The 22,678-nt window shown below is 46.2% G+C and carries 16 protein-coding genes; 6 read left to right on the plus strand and 10 right to left on the minus strand.

The genetic code is table 11. The annotated features are described in order from the left end of the window. Window positions 1–71 precede the first annotated feature (71 nt). Entirely contained in the window at window positions 72–533 is a 462-nt protein-coding gene (locus K6T99_09670; GenBank protein MCL6520090.1) for a hypothetical protein, read from the minus strand. 254 nt (window positions 534–787) lie between these two features. Continuing rightward, complete coding sequence (locus K6T99_09675; GenBank protein MCL6520091.1) at window positions 788–2,053, minus strand: peptidyl-prolyl cis-trans isomerase; 1,266 nt, start codon at window positions 2,051–2,053, stop codon at window positions 788–790. A gap of 338 nt (window positions 2,054–2,391) precedes the next feature. Here K6T99_09675 and K6T99_09680 point away from each other — a divergent pair, with 338 nt between their 5' ends. Further along, a complete protein-coding gene (locus tag K6T99_09680) occupies window positions 2,392–4,458 on the plus strand; it encodes an acetylxylan esterase (protein ID MCL6520092.1) in 2,067 nt (688 codons plus the stop codon). Between the two features lie 124 nt (window positions 4,459–4,582). On the opposite strand, the gene K6T99_09685 is transcribed toward K6T99_09680, so the two are convergent. Further along, entirely contained in the window at window positions 4,583–5,902 is a 1,320-nt protein-coding gene (locus K6T99_09685; GenBank protein ID MCL6520093.1) for an MFS transporter, read from the minus strand. A 228-nt stretch (window positions 5,903–6,130) separates the two neighbouring features. Here K6T99_09685 and K6T99_09690 point away from each other — a divergent pair, with 228 nt between their 5' ends. From K6T99_09690 to K6T99_09710, 5 genes are all read left to right on the plus strand, one after another. Then, window positions 6,131–6,733, plus strand: coding sequence for an RNA polymerase sigma factor (locus K6T99_09690; protein MCL6520094.1), 603 nt, complete (start codon window positions 6,131–6,133; stop codon window positions 6,731–6,733). A gap of 67 nt (window positions 6,734–6,800) precedes the next feature. Continuing rightward, window positions 6,801–7,298 (plus strand): zf-HC2 domain-containing protein, encoded by a 498-nt coding sequence (locus tag K6T99_09695; protein ID MCL6520095.1) that lies wholly within the window; start codon window positions 6,801–6,803, stop codon window positions 7,296–7,298. Further along, window positions 7,295–8,302: an outer membrane lipoprotein-sorting protein gene (locus tag K6T99_09700; protein ID MCL6520096.1), complete on the plus strand. Its 1,008-nt coding sequence runs from the start codon at window positions 7,295–7,297 to the stop codon at window positions 8,300–8,302. The genes K6T99_09695 and K6T99_09700 overlap by 4 nt, the downstream gene beginning before the upstream one ends. Window positions 8,303–8,371: 69 nt before the next feature. Beyond that, window positions 8,372–9,031 (plus strand): hypothetical protein, encoded by a 660-nt coding sequence (locus tag K6T99_09705; protein ID MCL6520097.1) that lies wholly within the window; start codon window positions 8,372–8,374, stop codon window positions 9,029–9,031. 146 nt (window positions 9,032–9,177) lie between these two features. Further along, window positions 9,178–10,347 carry a glycoside hydrolase gene (locus K6T99_09710; protein ID MCL6520098.1) on the plus strand — a complete coding sequence of 390 codons (1,170 nt, stop codon included), beginning with the start codon at window positions 9,178–9,180 and terminating at the stop codon, window positions 10,345–10,347. A 68-nt stretch (window positions 10,348–10,415) separates the two neighbouring features. On the opposite strand, the gene K6T99_09715 is transcribed toward K6T99_09710, so the two are convergent. From K6T99_09715 to K6T99_09745, 7 genes are all read right to left on the minus strand, one after another. Then, window positions 10,416–12,518, minus strand: a complete 2,103-nt coding sequence (locus K6T99_09715; GenBank protein MCL6520099.1) for a tetratricopeptide repeat protein — start codon at window positions 12,516–12,518, stop codon at window positions 10,416–10,418. Next, entirely contained in the window at window positions 12,437–14,239 is a 1,803-nt protein-coding gene (locus K6T99_09720; protein ID MCL6520100.1) for a tetratricopeptide repeat protein, read from the minus strand. The genes K6T99_09715 and K6T99_09720 overlap by 82 nt, the downstream gene beginning before the upstream one ends. Window positions 14,240–14,280: 41 nt before the next feature. Further along, entirely contained in the window at window positions 14,281–14,730 is a 450-nt protein-coding gene (locus K6T99_09725) for a tetratricopeptide repeat protein (protein MCL6520101.1), read from the minus strand. Continuing rightward, window positions 14,709–16,325, minus strand: coding sequence for a tetratricopeptide repeat protein (locus K6T99_09730; protein MCL6520102.1), 1,617 nt, complete (start codon window positions 16,323–16,325; stop codon window positions 14,709–14,711). Before K6T99_09730 ends, K6T99_09725 begins: the two co-directional genes overlap by 22 nt. Before the next feature lie 126 nt (window positions 16,326–16,451). Continuing rightward, window positions 16,452–18,512, minus strand: coding sequence for a tetratricopeptide repeat protein (locus K6T99_09735; protein MCL6520103.1), 2,061 nt, complete (start codon window positions 18,510–18,512; stop codon window positions 16,452–16,454). 165 nt (window positions 18,513–18,677) lie between these two features. Then, window positions 18,678–20,696 (minus strand): tetratricopeptide repeat protein, encoded by a 2,019-nt coding sequence (locus K6T99_09740; protein ID MCL6520104.1) that lies wholly within the window; start codon window positions 20,694–20,696, stop codon window positions 18,678–18,680. Window positions 20,697–20,801: 105 nt separating this feature from the next. Then, window positions 20,802–22,649, minus strand: coding sequence for a tetratricopeptide repeat protein (locus K6T99_09745; protein MCL6520105.1), 1,848 nt, complete (start codon window positions 22,647–22,649; stop codon window positions 20,802–20,804). Window positions 22,650–22,678 lie beyond the last annotated feature (29 nt).

The following is a 22,678-nucleotide window of genomic DNA, read 5'->3' on the forward strand; positions in this document are numbered from 1 at the left end:
GTTTCTTCGATGGCACATTCTACCACAGGGAAATTGGTGATGCAACGTTTAGAATGAGGATGTATAGGCGTTTATGATGCTCTTTCGGCCTGCTCTTCTTCTTCACACTGTTGGCGTCGGAGGGTTCGAATGAGCCAATCGCGGAATATTGCCGCTTCGACTGTTTTTCCGATTCCCTCAGCTCGATTTTTGCCTATAAGCGCAAGCATCTGAACATGATGTTGCCCACGTTTATTTCCTTCGCGTTCGAACTGCTTGTACGCTTCATCGAGCATTCGGACGGATTCTTGTGCAGCTGCGGGGTCTTTGAACCGAAGAACACCCGAGAGTCGTCTGGCTTCTTCTGAATATGTACGACCGCTCGTAGTTACATATAGATTCTCATATTCGACCGGTCGGCCAGACTTGATGAGTACATTCGCCACATAACTACGGTCGGTATTTAAAGCATCGGCTATTGCTTCCACATCGAGACCACGGTCATACAGCTCAATTATTCGCTCTTTTTTGGTAACTTTCTGCTGAGTCTCCATCGCTCTTTCACAACCCTAAGCTGTCGATTCAAAAATTATAGACTTTCTCTAACTTCTTTGGAATAATACCCAAATTTGGGAACTAGGACGACGGAAAAAACGTATTGAAAGTAGAAGAACTGATTACAGAACCTTTTTCTCCTTTCAGAGCAACACCGACTGCAATTGTCATAGCTTAGCGTCCAGGATGTTATCGTAGAACCTCCCGACGAAACCCTGCCGGCCAAAAAAGACCGGCAGGGTTATTTCTTTGTTTATTCTGAACCTCTTATCAAATTGAAAATCGCCGTTTGATAGCGTCTGAGATTGACTTTGATTGTCGCATCCCTCCATGCTTGCTGCATTAATCGGCCCAAATCGTTAGCCGACTTGCCTTTCTCAAGCATTAGTTTTTGACGGATGTGCATGCGCACGTCTTCTATGGGCCTAACTACAGCTTCTTTCTTATCCAACACTTTGAAGATAACGTACTCGCCGCCGCCTGCCTCAATTGGGTCAGTCCATTGACCAACAGGTGTGCCCAATACGATATCCTGAACTTCCTTGGGCACTTCCTGGCTGCCGCGCGTGATTGGTCTCCTTAGGCGTCCGCCTACCTTTGCCGAAACTTTGTCATCCGACAACTCCAATGCCACTTCGCCGAAATCTTTGCCCTCCCTTAACATCTGGGCGGCTTTATCTGCAATGTCCTTGTTTTTCGCAAAAATAGCGGCAACGACAGCTTGCTCAGGTGCGGTGAATTCTTCAGCTTTGTGTTGGTTATAGTATTCCTCTACCTCCTTATCAGTTACTACAACACCCTTAGTAGCAAGGTTATACTGCGTTTGCTGAATGCGAATCATCTCCCTCATCTCGTCTTGAGTTAGGCTTCCTTCTGTAAATTGGCGTGCAATCTCAGGAATCTTAATGGTTGCCTGCCAAGCTTCCTCGATTTGCTCAGCAGTAGGAACGACACTCTCCCTTTTCGCAAGCTTTACCTGGAGGCATTCACTTATTAGGTCTCTTAAAACCGATAAGCCACTAATATTTCCCTCAACGCTTAATGGAATGCGCTCAAGACGCCGGTAATAATCACGACTGCTAATCGGTTGGCCATCCACGATTGCAACCGGTGGCATGATTTGGAGCATTACGTCATTTAGCCAATCGTTTAAGCTTTCTGCGCCAAATTCCGTGGGGGCATTGAAGATAAAAAGTCGAGATTTTGCAACTGCGATGCCTAAAGTTCGATTTGCTAGCTTAGGTTTGCATACACGCACTAGCCCCCAAGGCGTATCACAATTAACGGTATAAACCCAACCCATGCCAAGACCCATCTTGGTTTTGTAGAACGCCCAAACCTCAGTCGGTTTTGCATTCGCTGGCAAGTTATATTCAAACACGCTAGCACCGCCACGCAGGTCCTGATTGGCAAGCTTTGCTGCAGGGTATTGGGGAATCTCAGCCGACGCATCCGCCGCTAACACGGAGTTTATGCCAAACGCTAGCAATATCAACGCACAAAGCGAAAATAACTTCATTTGCTCTTACCTCCAAATTAATGCATACAACATGGATTATTCCTGAATGACAAAAGAATTCCTTTTACCAGGATATGGAAGTTAAATCGAAGGACTAATCTAAACAATCATCCAATAAATTTTGCAGATTTTACTCTGGGCACAATAATTGTGGCAATGCGGTCTGCTGAGATTATAGCCAATTCAACATGTCCAATATTAATCTAGATGATTCCATCAGCAAATGCAATATATAACGAACTTGCCAACCGTCGAGACGTATGACAGCCGCTTGCATCCCATTCGCTTTGCATTGGCTAAGTTGGCAAGATTGTAATTAGTGATTGGAGGTTACAAATTTGGACTTAATGAAAGTAGGTTCATTTTTGTCGGCTACCATAATTGCCATTTGTTTGTTCACATACGCAATTGCCACCGAAGAAAGGAGTATGCCTTTGAATCCATATGATATTGGTAGCATCCATGATAACCGATGTGAGGAAATTCGGCATTTGGATATGATATACTCGTTCGCCGCCCCTACAACAAAGGAGGCATGGGCCGAGCGAGCGAAATACCTGCGCGAACAAATACTCACAGGCGCAGGGCTCCTTCCAACGCCAGAAAAGACGCCTCTCAATGCGCGCATTTTTGGACGAATCGAGCGCGACAACTACTCTATTGAAAAGGTTTATTTCGAGAGTTTTCCAGGCTTTTATGTAACAGGCAACCTTTTCCGGCCGCTTGGCAAGAAGGGACCATTCCCGGCAGTTCTAAACACCCATGGCCACTGGAGCGATGGCAGATTAGTGCACAGAGAGGAAACCTCAATTCCCGGCAGATGTATTAATTTTGCAAAGCAAGGATACATCGCATTTGCCTATGATATGATTGGCTTCCTAGACTCTAAACAAGTTGAACACCGACTTGGCCAACTTGATGGCGAACGTGAGCATCTGTGGGGCATCAGCATCGGCGGCCTGCAACTTTGGAACAGCATTAGGGCGGTTGACTTCCTACTTTCTTTGCCCGATGTGGATAAGAACCGCATTGCATGCACCGGGGCATCCGGGGGTGGCACGCAAACCTTCCTCTTAACAGCGGTTGACGACCGTGTGAAATTTTCAGCACCTGTTAACATGATATCCTCCACAATGCAGGGCGGCTGTCAATGTGAAAACCCACCGCTCATTAGGCTTGACACAAACAACATGGAGATTGGTGCGCTAGCCGCTCCCCGCCCACTTCTTCTTGTCTCCGCCACTGGCGACTGGACTGTAAAGACGCCGACAGTCGAGTTCCCTGCGATTAAAAGCGTCTACAAGCTTCTTGGTGCAGAGGATAAAGTGGCATATGTTCAGTTCGATGCACCCCATAACTACAACAAAGACAGCCGTGAAGCTGTATATGCTTGGTTTGGACGTTGGATTTTAGGCAACCCAGACCCATCAGCATTCAAGGAGCGCCCTTTTGAAATTGAAAAACCCGAAGATATGCTTGTTTTCGCAAAAGAGCCGCGGCCTGCAAATGCTCTGGATGCCAAAGGAATTATCGAGAACCGCATAGAGGCAGCGAAAAAACAGCTTGAAACAATGAAACCATACGACGAGGAAAGTTTAAAGCTGTTTCGAAAAACGTTTAGCGTGCCATTCAAATATTGTCTTGCCGCTGTGATGCCCAAAAATGCCGAAGTTATAGCTGAACCACGCGGAACCTTTATTTTTTGCAACTTCAAGGGCGAAAAGCTTGTGTTTGGACGCAAGGGAAAAGGTGACCAAATTCCAGCCTGCCTCATTCACCCCAACTCAACCGCAAGAAAGCCTCACGCGGCACTAATCGTTGGAAGCTCCAAGAGCGACATTCTTATCAATCATGAGACACTCGTCCGCATTCTCCTCGACAAGGGCACAACTGTTCTTACGATAGACTGCTTTAACACTGGAGAAGCAATTTGTGAAAATCCTAACCGAACAAAGTATAAATTCTTTTCTACGTATAACCGCACCGATACCGCAAATCGTGTCCAGGATATCTTAACTGCTCTATCTTACCTACAAAACATGAAAGATATATCATCAGTCAGTCTTGTTGGAATTGGTGAGGCGGGTCCCTGGTGCATGCTTGCTAGGGCTCTCGCTGAAAGGGTGCAAAAAACTATTATAGATGTAAATGGCTTTGACTCATCCAATGATCAAGCTTTCGTTGAAAAGCTTTTCGTACCATGTCTCAGAAGAGCAGGTGATTTTCAAACGGCAGGTGCACTAATTTGCCCTGGCTGGCTATTTATACACAATACAAGGGGCTTCTTCAAAACAGACTGGGTTGAGGACGTCTACCGTGCCGCTGGAGCATTGTCTTCTCTAAAAATTCGGGGCACAAAGGCTACCGACGCCGAAATTGCCGACTGTGCTGCCTGTGCTCAATAATTTTATAAAACGGCAGCTACAGTGCAGCCGTCGTGAGTACCCAATGCATTTGCAATTATTAAAAAATAAAGGGTTCGCAGGCTCAAAGTTCTCCCGCAAACCCTAATAATCACGAATTCTTTTTCTAAGATGAATTATCGTCGCTCAAAAAAGGACTTGCTAAACCTTCTTCCAACTTTGTGGTAACTTCCGACGTCACTTCTGCCTCGGCTTGAGCAGAAGCTGCTGATTCAGCCGGGGTAAGCTTAACAGCTTTGTAACCACCCTCAAGCTTATGAATGACATAGAAGACCGCCATGACAACAGTCAGAATGGCAGGAAGAATTGCTGCATGCCTCAAAGCGCCAACGACCCCGAATTTTTCATACCAGCCTCCAAAGATTGGTTGGGCAAAACCAGCAGAAGCCATTCCCGCGGCGCCCATCAAACCCATAAGCAGCGCCCCACCCTCGGGGAACCGCTCTGATGTGTATCCTAACATTGTAGGCCAGAAGTAGCAAATGCCTGCAGAGAAAACCGTCGCTGCCAAAAACGCCATTACTGGTCCCTTAGCCATACTAAGCGCAATCAAACCTATGAAAGAAACAATTGACGAAAGTAGCAACACACCGATGGGCGACAATTTATGCACTACAGGACCTGCAAACACACGTCCTATCAGCATTACAAAGCTAATCCACCCAAGAACAAGGGTCCCGACCTTAATTCCGCTATTTTTCATCATCTCAGCTATCCACTGATTCGTGCCTAGCTCGGTTGCCGCACTCAACCACATACAAATCCAAAAAACCAAATACAAGGAGAAAATGGAGCGCCACATTCGAGCAGTTGATACTCCAGATTGGACGCGCTCAGTAGGCGGGAGCTTAAGCCCGATGAACATTGCGCCGTATAAAAGCGTGGGGATGAAAAGTACGCCCGTCTTAATCTGCCAACTTGCTTGGAAAAGCGACATAATATAAGCAATAATTGTCCCTATTACGATTCCGCCGGGCCACCAAGCATGCAATGCATTCAGCTTGGCAGTCTTGTCCTCGGGATACAACGTAGCTACCAGAGGATTGACAGCACCCTCAATAAAACCGTTTCCAAAACCGATTAGCAAGGTTCCTATGGCTAACATTTGAATACTGTTAGCAAAGACAGTCCCACTAATGCCAGCCATGTGCAGTATCCATGCGCATACTAGCAGTGTTTTCATCCCGAGCCAGTCGCAAACAATCCCACTAAAGGCGATTGCAATCGTGAAGCCCCAGAATGCACCGACAATCGCCCATCCAATCGCATCCGGTGTCGCGTTAAACTGCTTCATAAAATCGCCGAGAGTGTCACCGCGAATACCAAATGCGATTGCGCTTACTACCAGCGCAATACAACTTGCAGCAAATAACTCTGAGCGAGCGCTCGCAACATAACTTGATGAGCTTGAAGCTTTTGTACTCAATTTTTTCCCTCCGTGTCCGAATGAGTTCGCCAGCAACTTGGTTGCACCCGCCAAATAGCCCTTTTGTAGGCACAAATTGCGGGTCTGCAACTTCTTAGCGCTTAAATTCTCTTAAATTGATAAGATTTCCTCCTTGTATAATTCAAATTTTGCTGAAGTAAAGTTGTGGTATAATTCGAGAACCATAAAAAATACGGATGCTATTCTCTACAGCAAGAGTCAAAATTAATGATTAAGCCGGCTGATAAAAGCAAAATGGAGATGCCCGATTCCGAGTTTGTGCGGTTAGCAAAGCAAGGAAATACCTTGGCCTTTGAAAATTTATACCGGCGCTATAACGCCAAGATTTATAATTTCTCAAGGCTAATTGTTGGACACGAAGAGGATGCTGAAGATGCAACTCAAGAAGCTTTTGTACGCGCATGGAATGCTCTTGAGCAATTACGAGAAAGCGATTCGTTCAACGTATGGCTTCATCGTATCGCACTAAATGTTTGCAAAGATCTCCTAAAGAAACGTGCAAAAGCTTCGACAAATACAATAAAAATAACTTCGGATGATGAAAACAAAATTGAAGAAGCCCATATCGCTGGCAGGGAGCCTGACCCTTCTTCAAAGTTTGAAATTGAAGAAAAAAGGCGTGTAGTGGCAAGGGCAATTGAGGCATTAAGCCCAGAACACAGGCTTGTAGTTATAATGCACCATTTGGAAGGCATGGATATCGAGAGCATAGCCAAAATTCTTGGCACAAGGCGCGGCACTGTAATGTCGAGGCTCGCGCGAGCAAGAGAGGTCCTCCGGCGCAAGCTTGCGCCATATGTAGAACCATAGAGCCAATAATAAATATGCCATAAGCCAAAGATTCTCGACCATGCAAAAAACAAAATTAAGAGCACTTATGGGAAAGACCATGAAAGAATCGCAGAATAGAGAATGCACTGAAATAGCTTCTAAATTGGCTGATTACTCAGTTGGCGGCTGCAATGCGCGGCTTCGCCGCAAGATTGAAAACCATGTCGCTTCATGCTCAAAATGTGCACGAGAGCTCGAGTCTCTAGCCCGCACTGCAAGCCTAATACAAGAGGCTGGGCTAGAGAAAGCTCCTGATGCATGGAATGCAATCGTGGGCCGTCTCCAGCCGAAACCTTTGCATACAAGAATTGCCAACCCGATTTGGTGGTTTGCGCGACACAAACTTCATTCGGCGGCCGCTGCAGGCGCAGTTTTGATTACCATTGGCATCTTGCTATTTACAAGTATTCAAAATATACCAGAAATCGGAGCCAACACATATTTTGCGCGTCACGCTACTATGAGCTGGAATGAACCCTTTGCAGATAAGGCCGTCCTAGGGTTGGTGAGTTGTATCGAACTAAAAAAGGAGGGATCGCTGTGAGGAAGATTTGTGGATGGGCCCTAATCATTGCAACTTTCGTCATCCCGCAATTCGCTCTCGCAGCGATGTCTGCGCATGAAATAGTGGAAAAAACTTATTCTGCCGAGAAAAAAGCAACACTTCAAGGAATAAAGTTCGTTTCTATCCAGGTGGGCAAGGCGCCGGTGTCTTCGAAAGTCAGGGTATACCGAAGTCAAGGTCGTTCACGAATGGAATTCCTTACTGGCCCAACAGCTGGCACAATCATTATTGAAAGCAATAACTCAATAATTACGATTTCTGCAAAGCAGAAAATGCCAGCCGCTTGTTTGCAGCATAAGACAGGAGATTACCTTGGTCAGCTTTTTAAAAATTATGTGCCAAAGCTTGTCGGCTCGCAAAGCATAGCAGGCCGTAACTGCTACATAATCAAGCTTGAGCCGAAGTTTAGCGGCAATCCTACAAGCAAGATTTGGGTAGACAAGGAAAAATACATCATCCTGAGGACCGACTGGTATGGCTTAAATGGCAAACTTTTTAGTCTCAGCCGGTACGATAGCATAGATTTTTCCGCTAGGCCGCCTGACTCTCTATTCACCGCCCCAATTAAGCCTGAAAGTTCGGCTGTCTGTAGAAGCACTATGAACATAAATGAAGTTCGCAAGGCGGTGGGATTTACGCCACTAAAACCAAAATATCTCCCAACAGGTTACATATTTGATGGGTACTACATACAAACTTCACCCTGCGGTATATCATTCGCGGCCCTAAAATACGCAAATGGCCTAAACACTATTTCGGTTTTCGAAAGCAAGTGCCCATGTGCTGGTCCGGGATGCATGGCAGACAATCGCGGACAAAAGCGCAGGTTTGGCCGTGGAGCAAGATGTGGCCCAAATGGATGCATTTTAGCTGACCGTCCACACGCAAGAATGTTTCAAACAAGGGTTGGCGACATTACAATCGCCGTTGTAGGTGACGCACCCACGTCTGAGCTTGTGAAAATTGCTGAGAGTGTCAAGTAGTTTTTAGGAATGCAAAACGATTTACATCAGTCTAATAAATAGCAAAACTTCAAACCCAGGAGGATTGAAATGAGAACAAGAACGTATGTTTTAGTAGCATTTCTGATAATCCTAGCGCTTGCAGCAACGCTCGCATACGCCTATGGCCCAGGTCGCAGCGGCCCGAGAATGGCTGGTCCACCAGCAGGCTGTCCACGCATGGGGATAGGTCCTGTAGGTGGAGGCGCATGGTGGATGACAGCCCAGCCAAAAACTCCCGAGGAAAAAGCCTTCATAGACAAAGTCCGAGGATTGCATGAAGAGATTCGGACCAAACAGTTTGAGCTAGCGCGACTTCGAAACCAAAAGGGAACTGAAAAGCAAATCGCCAGCCTTGAGAATGAAATCGCCAAATTGCGCACCCAACTTCATGAGACCCTATGGAACAATCGTGAACTAGCAATGAAGTTAGGCGCAGGACCAGGTGTAGGAGCAACCCTGCCTGGCTGTGGAATATGGTGTAAAGGCTACCCAGGAGCATGCGAACAATGCCCGTTCAAAGATGAGTGCCCTTGTTATGGCAAGCAGGCTGGCAAACGCATCCAAGGCTATGTTTGTCCCAGAATATGCGCTCCTTGCTGCAATGGCGCTCCAGGGCAATGTGCAAACTGTCCATACAAAGATCAGTGCCCTTGTCCATATAAAGGAAAACCAGCCCCTGAAGTGCGACAAGGTCCTCCTGCAAAATAACAGGACGTTTTAAGCATCAATTAAGACCTCTAAATAAAGCCTATCGTCTTGCAACGATAGGCTTTATTTTAATGCAAACCTGCAACTTCGAAATATTACTTACTTCCTTTGGAGGAAAAAAGGTCGTCATCTAGAATTAAGAAGGTATGAAAGAGCTAACAAGACTCTTATTGCTAATCCTTGCTGTTAGTTTCTACCCGCCCCACCCGGTTGCGAAAGGAGAAGCTATTCGCATGAGAAAGGTGAAAGACCTTATCATCTATCGAGATGACATGTATTATTGTGCATTTCCTTCGTTAGTAGTCCGAAAGAACGGTGAAATTTTATGTACGTTTCGGCGGGCGCCAAACCGGAAGCTTTTGTGGGGCGGCAAGTATAGCCATACCGACCCCAATAGCTACCTTGTTCTAGTTCGGTCGAAAGATGGCGGTGAAACATGGACCAAAGAGCCCGAGCTTATCTACGCTCACCCACTAGGAGGTTCTCAGGATCCTTGCATGATACAGCTTAAGGATGGATCAATTGTTTGCTCAAGTTATGCTTGGGCGTTATTGCCACCCGAGGGCGTTGAAAAACATCAAAAGACTTTAAGTCATCCGCCATTTGGATTCCTGGGGGGTTATATCATGCGCTCGGACGACGGCGGCAAAACTTGGAAAGGCCCGTTTATACCGCCACCAGTTCCAGAAGACAAAACGCTAGACGTGCTAGGTAAGCCCTGCCCCGCTTACAATCGAGGCGCTATGATTCAGCGTAATGACGGAAAGCTGTACTGGGCCGTTGCTGCAAACGAAGGAAAACGCGACCGACTAACGTCTGTCCATCTTATGACTTCGTCGGACCGCGGCGAGACATGGGAATACGTTTGCCCAATTGCTAAGGACAGCAAGATTACACTCAATGAATCATCGCTGGTTGAAACAGCAAAAGGTGACATAGTTTGCTTTATACGAACGGCAAACTTTAATGATCATCTGGTAATCTCGCGTTCGACAGACGGCGGCAAGAGTTTCAAATGGGAAGATGGCAAAATCATTGGCCATCCATATCATGCAATACGATTAAAGGATGGGCGTGTGTTTTTAGTCTATGGCTATCGACATGAGCCATATGGGGTACGCGCGAGACTGCTGAATCCCGACTGCACCAATGTTGCCGAGGCACCGGAACTCGTTATCCGCGATGACGGAGGCAATGGGGATCTTGGGTACCCATGGGCGGCGCTACTTCCAGACGGGCGAATTCTCGTCGCATACTATTTCAACCAATCAGACGGCCCCAGGTTTATTGCAGGAAGCATAATTGAAATAAATTAACCCCGAATTCAAGCTAAGCCAAACGCTAAGAGTCTCAATTACCTAAATATCCAACCCACAGCTAGCATTCATGGTTCGGGCATCTTTGCAGATAACATCCTCAGGAAGTTTTCTGGCAAGTTGACACCAAGCTTTTGGAGCTCATGAACCTGCTTCCAAACCGCAGCATATTGGCATTTTACGAATAGCACACCCACAAGCCGCCTGCGAGCTTCGATGTCGTCTGGTTTTTCTTTAATTGCCAGCTCTAGCTCCCGGATGGCATCATCGAACTTCCCCAACTTTGCAAAGGCAATTCCTAGATTGTAGTGCAAATTTGGTAGGTGGGGGTCAATTCGCATAGCTTTTAGGTAGTGTGCTATTCCCTCTTCCACTCGGCTCTGACTAACCAAAAGGACACCAAGATTTGTGAGTGCCTCGGCGAAATCCGGTTCAATGCGAATTGCCTCTCTATAATTTGCTATGGCCTCATCGGTTCTCCCCAAATCGGCAAGCACATCGGCCAAGATGCAGTGAACTTTCGCATCGTTCGGCCTAAGCCTAAGACACTCATAGTAATGAGCAACAGCCTCGTCAGTCCTCCCATCCTTCACAAGCGAATCGGCAAGAGCTTGATGTGCATCTGCATCCATAGGCCTAAGCTTAAGCGCAACTTCGTAATGAGGAATTGCCTCGGCATGACGCTCTTTCTCGGCAAGGGCCAACGCAAGATTAAAGTGCGCTATGAAGTTGTCCTTTGTAACTGCCACTGTACGGCCAAATAGCGTTACAGGATTTCTCCAGTAACCAACTTGGACCCAGGAAGCAATTATAAATGCGATTAGAGCAGCAATACCAACAAAAGGCAAAACAGAAGAAAGGAATAAAAATCGGAGAGGAGCTTTTTCTTCCCCAAGCTCACACCTTCCAATTTTTGCCTTTGAACAACCAGCCACATCTGGTATTCCCCAAGCAATCAATATAAAGATACCAATAAGCGGAATGTACGTATACCTATCTGCCATCGCCTGTGAGCCAACTTGGACAAGACCAATGACGGGTACAAGCGTGCCAAGGTACCAAAGCCATCCCACGCCGAGGTAAGGATATTTTCGCATAGCTCGCAGGATAATCACAGTCAAGCAGAAAAGCACAAATGCTGAAATAATTACCTCCCAAGTAGGTAACGAATCCTCAGAATGTGGATAGAACACAGCTAGTCTCTGTGGCCAAATGGCTTTAAGGATATAGCTGACGTAGGAGACTAGTGCATTTGCCAACCTCACATTAAGAGGCAGGCTGTTCATCACGCGAGTAGTTCCACCTGCTTCTTGGGCAAGGTAAGTTATAAAACATGAAATTGCAGATAAGCAAAAAAGAGGGATTTTCTCCAATACGAGACTTTTAATCCCGCCTCTTGACATAATAATTGACGGAAAATTAGCGAATTTCCACCTATTTAGGGGCCAGTAATCTAAGAGGAGTAACACAAAAGGAAGGGTAACAATCATAGGCTTAGCCATAAGGCCAATAGCAAAGAATATGAATATCGGGATGTAGGTCTTAATTCCAGGACGCAGAGCATATCGAACATACGCCAAAATCGCCAGCATCCCGAAAAGGGCGCTTAATACATCCTTGCGCTCCGAAACCCATGCCACCGACTCTACATGGAGCGGATGAACTCCAAACAGAGCAGCTACGAAGCCGCTTTTCCAAACCGAGCCAGTCAACCTAAGAAGCAGGCCAAACAACAATATTGTGTTTATGGTATGAAACAACAAATTCTGAATATGGTGTCTGCCAGCATCAAGCCCAAAGAGTTGGCAGTCAAGCATATGGCTCATCCATGTTATGGGATGCCAGTTTGCCGCATAAAAAGCCGTGAAGCACCACTTGACTGCACCAGCGCTGAGTCCTCTATGCAGATGCACATTAGTTTGGATATACTGCGCATCATCAAAAAGAAACTCATATCCTAAGATGCGCCAATAAACAGCAACTACAACAAACACTAGGAGAACTGCAACAATATAGGCTTGATAATTGCCCTTCAATCTACGCATTTCGGAAGTAATTTGCCAGTCAATTGTATAGTTTTTTAATGTCTTTATTGTACACCAGGCTCGGGCATTTTGGCAGACAGCACTTTGAGTAAACTTTGGGACGGCCGTCCACCATTTTGGCGGCACAGAGCGATTTCCCTCCATGCTTCTGCATAGTTTCCATTAAGATAAAGTACTTCGGCAAGGTTTTCATGAATGTCTGGAAGATGCGGATTAATCCTAATAGCTTTCCTAAAGCAATTGATAGCGTCGGCATACATTCCTTTTTGAGCAAGCGCCACGGCAAGGTTGTTCTGAAGCATTGGATCACTAGGCCGAACCCGCACAGCGGCCTCGTATTCCCTCAAAGCTTCTTCCACCTTCCTTTGCTTAAGGAAGATATTTCCAAGATTTACATGGGCTCGCGCCTGATTGGGCTCAACCCGCAACGACGCACGATAGAATAAGACAGCCTCGTCAAAACGTCCCTCCTCTTCAAGTGCCGCGCCAAGATTATTGTATGCGAAATAATTGCCTTTCGTCACCCTCAATGAATGCTGGAACAGCCTAACTCCATCATGCCAATAGCAAACCTGAACCCATGTGCAAACAGCAAAAACTGCCAGCGAAATAACAGATGCGGCCGGTAAAATGGTTTGCGGGCGAATTTGGCTTCTGCCATTTGCCACTGACATCAGACTATTACCACAAAAACATCCAACCAAGTTGGGCACACCCCATGCAATCACTATGAAAAGACCAATAAGCGGGACGTATGTAAACCGGTCAGCCATGGCATGAGCGCCGAACTTCACTATACCGGACACAGGTATAAGCGTGCCAGCGTACCATAACCACCCAACGGCAATGTATGGGTGCCGTCGAAAACTGAGACAAGCCAAAAGCGTTATGCATAATAGTGCCAATCCCGCACCTATCAATTGCAAAGTAGGAATTGTCGCGCCGGGATGCGGATAAAAAACAGCCAAGTCTCTTGGCCAGAACATTTTCACAATGTAAACAACATACGACACCGTTGCGTTTGCTATTCTAACGCCAAGCGAGAATTCTGGACGCACATCAAGCGCATCTCCCTTCTCTTGGGCAACGTATGCAATAACACTTACAACCGCTGAGAGCAGAAAAAGGGGAATTTTTTCAACCACAAGTTTTGAAGATAAAGCATTTGCCTGGGTTTGTCGGTCAGCAAAGCCTGTAGCTTTCTCTTTTGGAGGGATGTTCGAACAAAAAATCCGCCCAATTGGCCAATAATCAAGCAGAAGGAGCACAAAGGGAAGAGTCACTACCATTGGCTTCGACATCAGGCCAAAGGTAAAGAAAACAACGACGAGAGCATATCTGCTGAATTTCGGAACTTTGCCATATTCGACGTAAGCCAATATTGAAAGTAAGAAGAAAAATGTGCTTAGAACATCCTTTCTCTCCGCAATCCACGCTACCGACTCCACATGAAGCGGGTGGATACCAAAAAGAGCAGCAACCAATGCACTTCTCCAGATTGAAAGGGTTGCGGTTTTGAGCACCAAAAGGAGCAAAATTGTATTTAGGATGTGAAATAGCAGATTAGTAAGGTGGTATCCAAGAGGGTTCAATCCCCAGATATGATAATCCAACATGTAGGAAAGCCAGACTAATGGATGCCAAAAGCATTGGTCGAAGGTCATGAAAGCCCACTTGATATTCTCGAGCGTTAATCCTGCTTTCACATGGTCATTCTGCGTCACATAGACAACATCATCGCAGTTTATAAATTTGGCGCCTAGTATTAGGGAAAATGCCACTGCTGTGAGTATTAAAAGAAAAAGTGCAATTATAAAATTAAGCCGGTGATTTGACCGCTTTCCCATGAGAAACACACGAAATGAAATGTTTTTAAAAAAAACAAAGACTATTGCTTTGACATTTTGAGTGAAAGCGCTTTGAGAAAATCTGCTGGGGGTTTTAATCCATACTTTTCGCTCAGACGCGCCTCCTTCCACGCCTCGGCATACTCTCCTTTATAGTATAGCGCCACAGCCAGGTTATTGTGAGCTTCCGCTAAATCGGGCTTAATCTCAAGAGCCTTGCGATACTCAAGTATCTCTTCATCGAGCCTTCCTTGCTCTCCAAGAAGGCTTCCGAGATTTAGATGGATAATCGCATCGCCAGGTTTGATTCGCAGAAGCCTACGGTAAAGAACTATTGCCTCCTCAGATTCGCCTCGGTCTGCAAGGAGGTCTGCCAATTTTCGCATGGCCACTATATGATTAGGATTGATGCGCAGAGCCTCGCGATAATGCTCAACAGCTTCGCCAAATTTACGCTGATGGGCTAAGGCTAGGGCGAGACTGACATGCACGTCGGGATCCTCTGGTTGGAGCGCAATTGCTTTTTGTGGTATGAAACTGCTTCTTCAATACGTCTTTCTCGAATAAGGAGATTTGCAAGATTGTAGTACGCTCCAATGTAGGAAGGATCATACTTAATTGCCTCTAAGAAATAGTCAATCGCTTTGTCAATTTTTCCCTCTTTTTCAGCAACCAAACCAAGGTTATTGTATGCCCTGGCTCCTGGTCTAAGTTCGACAGCGCGCATGAGGTATGCCTTCGCTTCGTTGATTCTGCCCTCCCTAATCAGAACGCCAGCGAGATTGACCATCGCAATAGAGTTGCCGTGTGTTACACCTACTGCACGTTTGAAAAGCGCAATGCTGTTCTGCCAATAACCAGTTTGAACCCAAGAACAGATTCCAAAGGCAATAAAAACAATGATGGCTGTGATTGGAAGAATAGAAAAACGAAAGAAACGAAAACAAGAAACTTGCTCTTTCTCTAATTCTCCTTTTTTGCCATCAATCCTAATGCACCCAGCCAGTTCGGGTAGTCTCCATGCAATCACAACAAAGAGCCCAATCATAGGTATATATGTGAACCGGTCTGCCATTGCATGGGCTCCGATTTGCACAAAACCAATCACGGGTACCAACGTCCCCAGATACCAAGCCCATCCTACTCCCATATAGGGCCCCCGGCCTGTAAGTCTGAGCACAATAATGGAGAGAAAAATCAATAGGAAGATAGCGCCAATAACTTGCAAAATAGGAATTGTATCCCGAGGATGAGGATAAAGAACGCCCAAATTGGTAGGCCAAATCATTTGGCGTATATACGCAATGTATGACACGGCGGCGTTTGCGAGTCTGATACCCAATGACATCTTATCCAGCGAACTTAACGCCCCACCTCTTTCCTGAGCAATATATGCGATGATGGATGATAAGATGGAAAGGATGAACAAAGGCACTTTCTCAAAGATTAACCTTTTATTACTCAGTCGAGTACAAACCAAATTAGAGGAACAACGGGAGAACAATGTGCGACCTAAGGGCCAATAATCAAGCAGAAGGAGAACGAAGGGAACAGTAACTAGCATTGGCTTTGACATCAGCCCCAGCACAAAAAATATTATTACTGGAATATAAGTTTTAATCCTTGGGAATTGGACGTACCGCACATATGCCCACATAGTGAGCATCCAGAAGAAACTACTCAGCACATCTTTCCTTTCGGCAACCCACGCTACCGACTCCACTCTTAGGGGATGCAATGCAAACAAGCCAGCGACAAAAGCACTTCGTTCGGCAGAACCGGTCATTTGCTTGAGGACCCCGAAAAGTAGAAGAGTGTTCGCGATGTGGAGAAGAAGATTGGTTAGATGGTAACCTGCCGGCTTCAAGCCATAGAGCTCATGGTCAAGCATAAATGAAAGCCATGTCAATGGCTGCCAAGTAGCAGCATAGACAGCGGTAAAAGCCCATTTCAGACTTTCGGCATTGAGCCCACGCTGAACAAAGAAGTTTTGCGTGACATACAGATTGCCATCATAGTCGGTGAATTCTGCTGTCAGGACTCTGCAGAAAGCCCCGAATATGGCAATTACCAACAGTGAACACAATATAAAGTTCAGCCGCTTGCCTGGAGAGCTCAACATAGTTCATGATGGAAACGAGCAATACAACGCCTAATAGTAGCCCGAAGTATAAGCTAATCTCATCCTTTCAATATTTGGAAAATACCTATTTCATTTAATTTTGCGTCCTGACAACTTTTTAGAAAGCGCTTTAATGAAGTCAGGGTTTGGCTTGATTCCATATTTCTGGGCAAGCTCCACTTCCTTCAAGGCAGACGCATAATTGCCTTTTTCAAAAAGTACCACTGCAAGGTTATTGTGTGCCTCAGCGAGGTCGGGCTTTATGTAGATTGCCTTCCGATATGCGCTTTCCGCGTCATCCAATTTGCCTTTGCGCTTATACATTAGCCCCAAACAATAATAAACATTTGGGTCGCTCGGATTCGTTTTCGATAATTTCAGGAAATGCGATATCGCTTCGTCAAGCTTCCCTTGGCGCGCTAGAACCAACGCAAGGTTGTACCTTGCCACGGCGAAATCCGGGTCTAGATGCAAAGCCATTGAATAGCGCATGACGGCGGCATCAAGCATTCCTAAACGCTCAACCACGGCGCCCAAATTATTCTGCGCCTCAGCTGAGTTCGGATGGTCTGCAGCTATATCGCTGTATACATCCATAGCCTCAACGTACCTGCCTGCCTGCACCAGGGCTTCCCCCAATTTATCACGGGCGTACTCATAACTCGGATTCAGCTTTATTGCCTCCCTGAACTGAACTACCGCATCATTGTACCTACCCATTTCCATAAAGCTATATCCCATATTAGCTGGACCCTCGGCGGTAATTGGCGGAACCGGATACGGCACAAGCAAAACAAGGGCAGATGGGATAACGCATAGAGCAGCCACGGTTAACACTTTCAAATTTCTTGAACAAAATGAATCTATAATGCGAACTACGCCAAAGCCAGCCAAAACCGCCAAAGCAGGCACCGCTGGCGCTCTATACCTGGAAGAGACAAAGAAAACCAGCAGACCAACAAACACACTAAGAGCATAAATTGCAAGCAATCCTGATTCCCTTATACCTTCTCGGCGTGATAAGACATAGCCGAGCACACCCAAACCAAAAATCGCCCAAAAAGGAATAAAAAGAGCTCGGAGCGCGGGCACGAACTTCCGCTCAAGGTAAAAATTATAATTACACGGCGCTTCCCTGTTGTGGACAGACCAAACGACTTTTTTCCCGAAGAGGCAGATATATGCTACCGGGTGCTCACGGATGAAACTCAATCCACGTCCAAGCCAGTAAGCAGAAGACTCGGATGCAGTCACCTCCCTCCCGAGCGCTTTTGTTGCCAGCGCCATTTCCTCTTTTTGCTGCTCCATAATAGAAGTTGTTAATCCGGACGGAATAGCACAAATTCCTATGGCCTCTGGGTTATTCCCATGCCAGAAAGTCATGCCGTAATTGGTTGAGATGGGTACAAATTCCCCACTTACCGCATAGTTTCGCGCTGTCACTGGCAACATAGCAAGTGAAATCCCTGCTAGCAACGGGATGAATATTCTTGAAAAATTACGATACTTATTAAAGTAGAGCCAAACTAAAACAAATACGATAAAGATAGACATAACAGGCCGACATATCGCAGATAAGCCTAGCAAAATTCCAACGACAAGAAATTTAAAAGGCGAGGGCTGGTCACAAGCTAACAAAAGAAGGAACATTGACGACAAACTTAGAGTTATTCCGAGGGTCTCGCTTAGAAGCTTGGACTCCAAATACGCGACTGGTGCATAGAAAAGGAGTAACATCATTGACACAATGCCAACCCAATGGCCAAATAATCTTCTGCCGAGCAGGTAGACAAGCATGATATTGAAGACGCCCAAAATTGCCTGAAAAATATAGACCACTACCAGCTTGTGACCGGCGATTCCATAAATCATCGCAAGCAAATAGGGATACAACGGCGCAAGGTAAAATGGCAACTGCCCATAGCCTTTCCCTGCGGTGATTCTCTGCGCCCAGGAGTCATAATATGATGAGTCACCCACCAACACAGAGTAGTACGGAATGTGAGCCTTGTATTGAATAAGATAGATAATTCGAAAGGTCACTGCCACTACCAATACCAAAGTAATCACAAGCCACTCTTGGCGACTGAGCTTTCCTATGGCGGGCTTGGAATCCGGATGTAGAACTTTCTTTCGCTTTGTGGCAGGCATTCGTGGCAAAACCCTCCACGAAGGTTGTTAACGTTAGTCAACTAGAGCAGTGTAATCGATAAACACCCATGGTGTCAAACGAGACTAACCTTGGCGTCTTCTATTTAACTTGCATGGGATCAAAAGATTTGCGGATAATATTTCTGAATATCTCTGGCGGTGCAATTACTCACTCGCAGGCTTTGGCATTTTTTGTGATAGCGCCTGAATAAAATGTGAATTTGGCTCCATGCCATACCTTCTTGCAAGAATGACCTCACGCCATGCTTTGGCATAATCCCCAGTTCTAAAATAAGCCACAGCCAAATTGTTGTGTGCTTCGGCTAGGTCAGGTTTGAGCCTAATCACCTCGAGGTATTCGTAAATTGCATTCTTGGCCCTGCCAGCTTGATAAAGAACGTTGCCAAGCGACAAGCGAATTTTTGGGTCTTCCGGCTCCAAAGCAACAGCAGCCGAGTAATGTTCAATTGCCTCATCAAGCTTACCTTTCTGAGCTAGCGAATCGGCAAGCAGAACGTGCGCGATTGCAAAGTTAGGTGCAATCCTCACAGCCTCATAAAACTCCATGATAGCCTCGTCCTCATTGCCCTGCTGTTTAAGCGCCATTCCAAGGTTCTTATGTGCCATAACATCCCTGGGATTTACAGCAAGAACCTGTCTAAACTCCTCAATCGCCTCGTCAAGCTTCCCCTGCCTGGCAAGGGCAATCCCTAGGTTATTTCGCACATATGTATAGTCAGGTTTCATATCCAGCGCCCGCTCAAATTGGGATATTGCCTCATCAAGCTTGCCTATGGCCAGGTAACTAACGCCAAGATTTCCTGGGCCTTCAGGCGTTACAGCAGGGATTGGGTAAGGAACAAAAGACAGCGCCAAGATTGGAATCACACAACCAGCCAGCCCCACTAACACACCAATGTCTCGCTCCCGAGTAGCTCTCAGCGCTTGGACAACCCCAAACCCGGCAAATATCGCCAGCGCCGGTACTGCTGGTGCTCTGTATCTAGAACTAACTGAAAAGATAACCAGGCTAAGGAATATGGAAACCACATAAAGAGCAACTAAGCTTGTCTCTCTAGGCATGCCTTTTAAAGGCCCTCGAAGGAAACCAAAGAGTGCTAAGCCGGCGAGCAAAGGGAACGGCAAAACTAAAAAACGCAGTATGGGTACAATTTCTTGCTCAAGGTAAAAGTTATAGCTACATCTTGATTCCCTATTGTGGAGAGACCAAACCACCTTGCGCATTAGAAGCCATAAAAATTCCCCCGGGTGGTTGCGAATAAACTTAATACCTTGCCCAAACCAATATGTAGCAGATTCAGACTGTTTCACCGGATGGCCGAGAGCTTTAGCCGCAAGAGCCATTTCTTCTTCGCGCTGGGCACCTATCGAACCGCTGAATCCCGGAAGCGGCGCAGAAACGCCGTTTGCGTACTCGTTATTTCCCTGAGCAAAGACGATGCCTCCATTTGACGAAATCAAGACAAAGTCATTACCAATAAAGTAGTTTCGCAGAGTGACCGGCAATATCGCTAATACAACTCCAAGCACCATTGGAAGAACACTTTTTGCTAAGGAACCCGTTTTCCGCTGTGATAGGAATACCCATCCAATAAATATGGCAGCAGTTATTAACGCATTCGCCCTGCACACCGCACTCAGACCGAGGAGGATTCCACAAACAAAGAATTTTGGCACGCTTTGCCGCTCGAGAACAATTAACAATAAAAGAATGGACCCAAGATTCAACGCTACCGAGAGCGTCTCGGTCATAATCTTTGGTTCAAGATAGATTAGAGGTCCATAAAAGAGCATAAAGATAATCGCGAAAATTCCCGAAGTATGTCCCAAAAGCTTTCGTGCAATCAAGTAGACCATGCACGTGTTAAGGACTCCCAGTATCATTTGAAAAACATAAACCAAAGCTAGGTTGTGGCCGAAAACCATGTATACCAACGCAAGCACATATGGGTAAAGCGGCGCCATGTAGAAAGGCATAGGACCAAATCCCTTTCCACTCGCCACCCTTTGCGCCCAGACATCATAATAGTAGGAGTCCACAATCACTTGGCTAAAATATGGCGCATTAGCTTTGTATTGGAGAAAGTAAACAACCCTGAGAAGGATTGCCAAGAAAAGAACAGCTCCAAGTGCGAGGTTCATCTTCCGGCGTTCAGTAGACATCTTTCTTATGTTCTTATTCACCATGCACTTTCTGGAAAGCACTTTTTGAAACCATGCTAGCGTGCGGTCAAAATTGCAAATCTGGCATTAACGCCAACTATGCTTTTACTCGGGCTCCTGCATCATGCTCGCGAGTGCCCGGATAAAAGAAGGATCACATGTTCCACCATTTTTATGACAAAGGCGGACTTCGCGCCAAGCACCAGAGTAATCACCTGTAACAAAGAGTGCAACTGCCAGGTTATTGTGTGCCTCAGCGTTGAATGGGTTAAGACGAAGTGATTTGGCAAAACTTGATACGGCTTCTGCAAATTTTTGCTGTCGAGCAAGCGCCATCCCAAGCCCGAAATAGGCAGACCAATCGCTTGGATTGATAGTAATCGCTTTCTTATACTCTGCCTCAGCTTCTTGAAGTCTACCTTGCCGAAGAAATGCCTCCCCAAGATTCTTATGGGCAACCGCAAAACCAGGCTTCATTTTGAGAGCTTCTCTAAACTGCTGGATTGCCTTATCGGTTTGACCGTTTATCAGATAACTCACTCCAAGGTCCATGGGCGCCTCAGGTGTCACACGCGGAATTGGATAGCGCACGAGCGATGGGAGGAAAGCGCCAACCAAACAGCATAGTGCCACTGTGAACATCATTATGTTCCGTTCGCGCCCATAATTCACCATTTCTGCAAGCCCGTAGCCAGCGAAAATTCCTAGAAAAGGCACGGCAGGAAGGCGGTAACGCGACGTGACAAAGAAAGCTAAAAGCACAATAAACGTGGAAAGCACATACAACGAGACAAGCATAGCCTCTTTCTTGGCTTTTTCTGCAAGAGACCGCAAAAAACCAAAGACACCCAACCCAAAAATGAGCGCAAAAGGTACGGGCAACCACCGCAGAAATGGAACAAGCTGCTTCTCAAGATACAAATTATAGCTACATGGAGATTCTTGATTGTGGAGGGACCAGATGAACCTACGGCCAGTAAGCTTGGCAAACAAGAGCGGCTTTCCCCAAATAAATCCTAGCCCTTGTTTAAGCCAATATGCCGATGCTTCTGAAGGTTTAAGTTGCCGACCAAGCCTTCTACTCGCTATTGCTATTTCCTCAGCCTGCTGGTCCATTATCGAGCCAGTAAAGCCCGGCAGAACCACCATGCACGCCCCATCTGCTTGCCTATTATTTCCTTGGGCGAATGTGACTCCTACATTCGTTGAGATGAGAGCAAAGTCTTTCCCTATGAACTGATTGCGCCCCGCAACAAAGAGTAACGGAACCATAAGCCCAACAAGTACCCAAAGGACAGCACTTTGCCCTTTCTCGACCCGCGACCACCAAAGCCAGCCAAGCACCAAAATTGCCGTGAGAAGCGCGGTTGGCCTGCAGACTGCAGTTAATCCTAGAGCAAAGCCAACTACCAAGTACTTCCAAGCGGCAGGTTTATCCACCGCTTTTAGCAAAATTAATACAGATGCTAGGCTCAGGGTAATAGCTAAAGTCTCGCTCAGTATTTTGGCCTCAAAAAACATCAGGGGTGCATAAAGAGCAAGGATAATAATGGCAAGCAAGCCCGAGATATGGCCGAATAGCCGACGTCCTACCAAATAAACAAGCGCCAAATTCAATACACCAAGTACTGCTTGGAAAGCGTAAACAACGGCAAAATTTCGACCAACGCCCATATAGATTAACGCGAGAAAATACGGGTAAAGTGGCGCAAGATAGAAAGGCTTTGAGCCATACCCTATTCCTCTTGCTATCCTCTGCGCCCAATCATCATAATACTGTGAGTCCACTACCAAGCCTGAGTAATATGGAACGTTAGCCTTGTACTGAACAAGATAGGCAACTCGGAGCAGTGCACACAGTAGAAGCACGATACATAAAGCTATAACTTGCCTGTTAGTAACAGCTACGGTACTTGAAACGACCTCTTTCTTCTTGCGCTTCTTACTCGGCATAGTAACCCTCATGCCATATTCAGAAAATA

Source organism: Armatimonadota bacterium (assembly GCA_023511795.1).
Taxonomy (GTDB): domain Bacteria; phylum Armatimonadota; class UBA5829; order DTJY01; family DTJY01; genus JAIMAU01.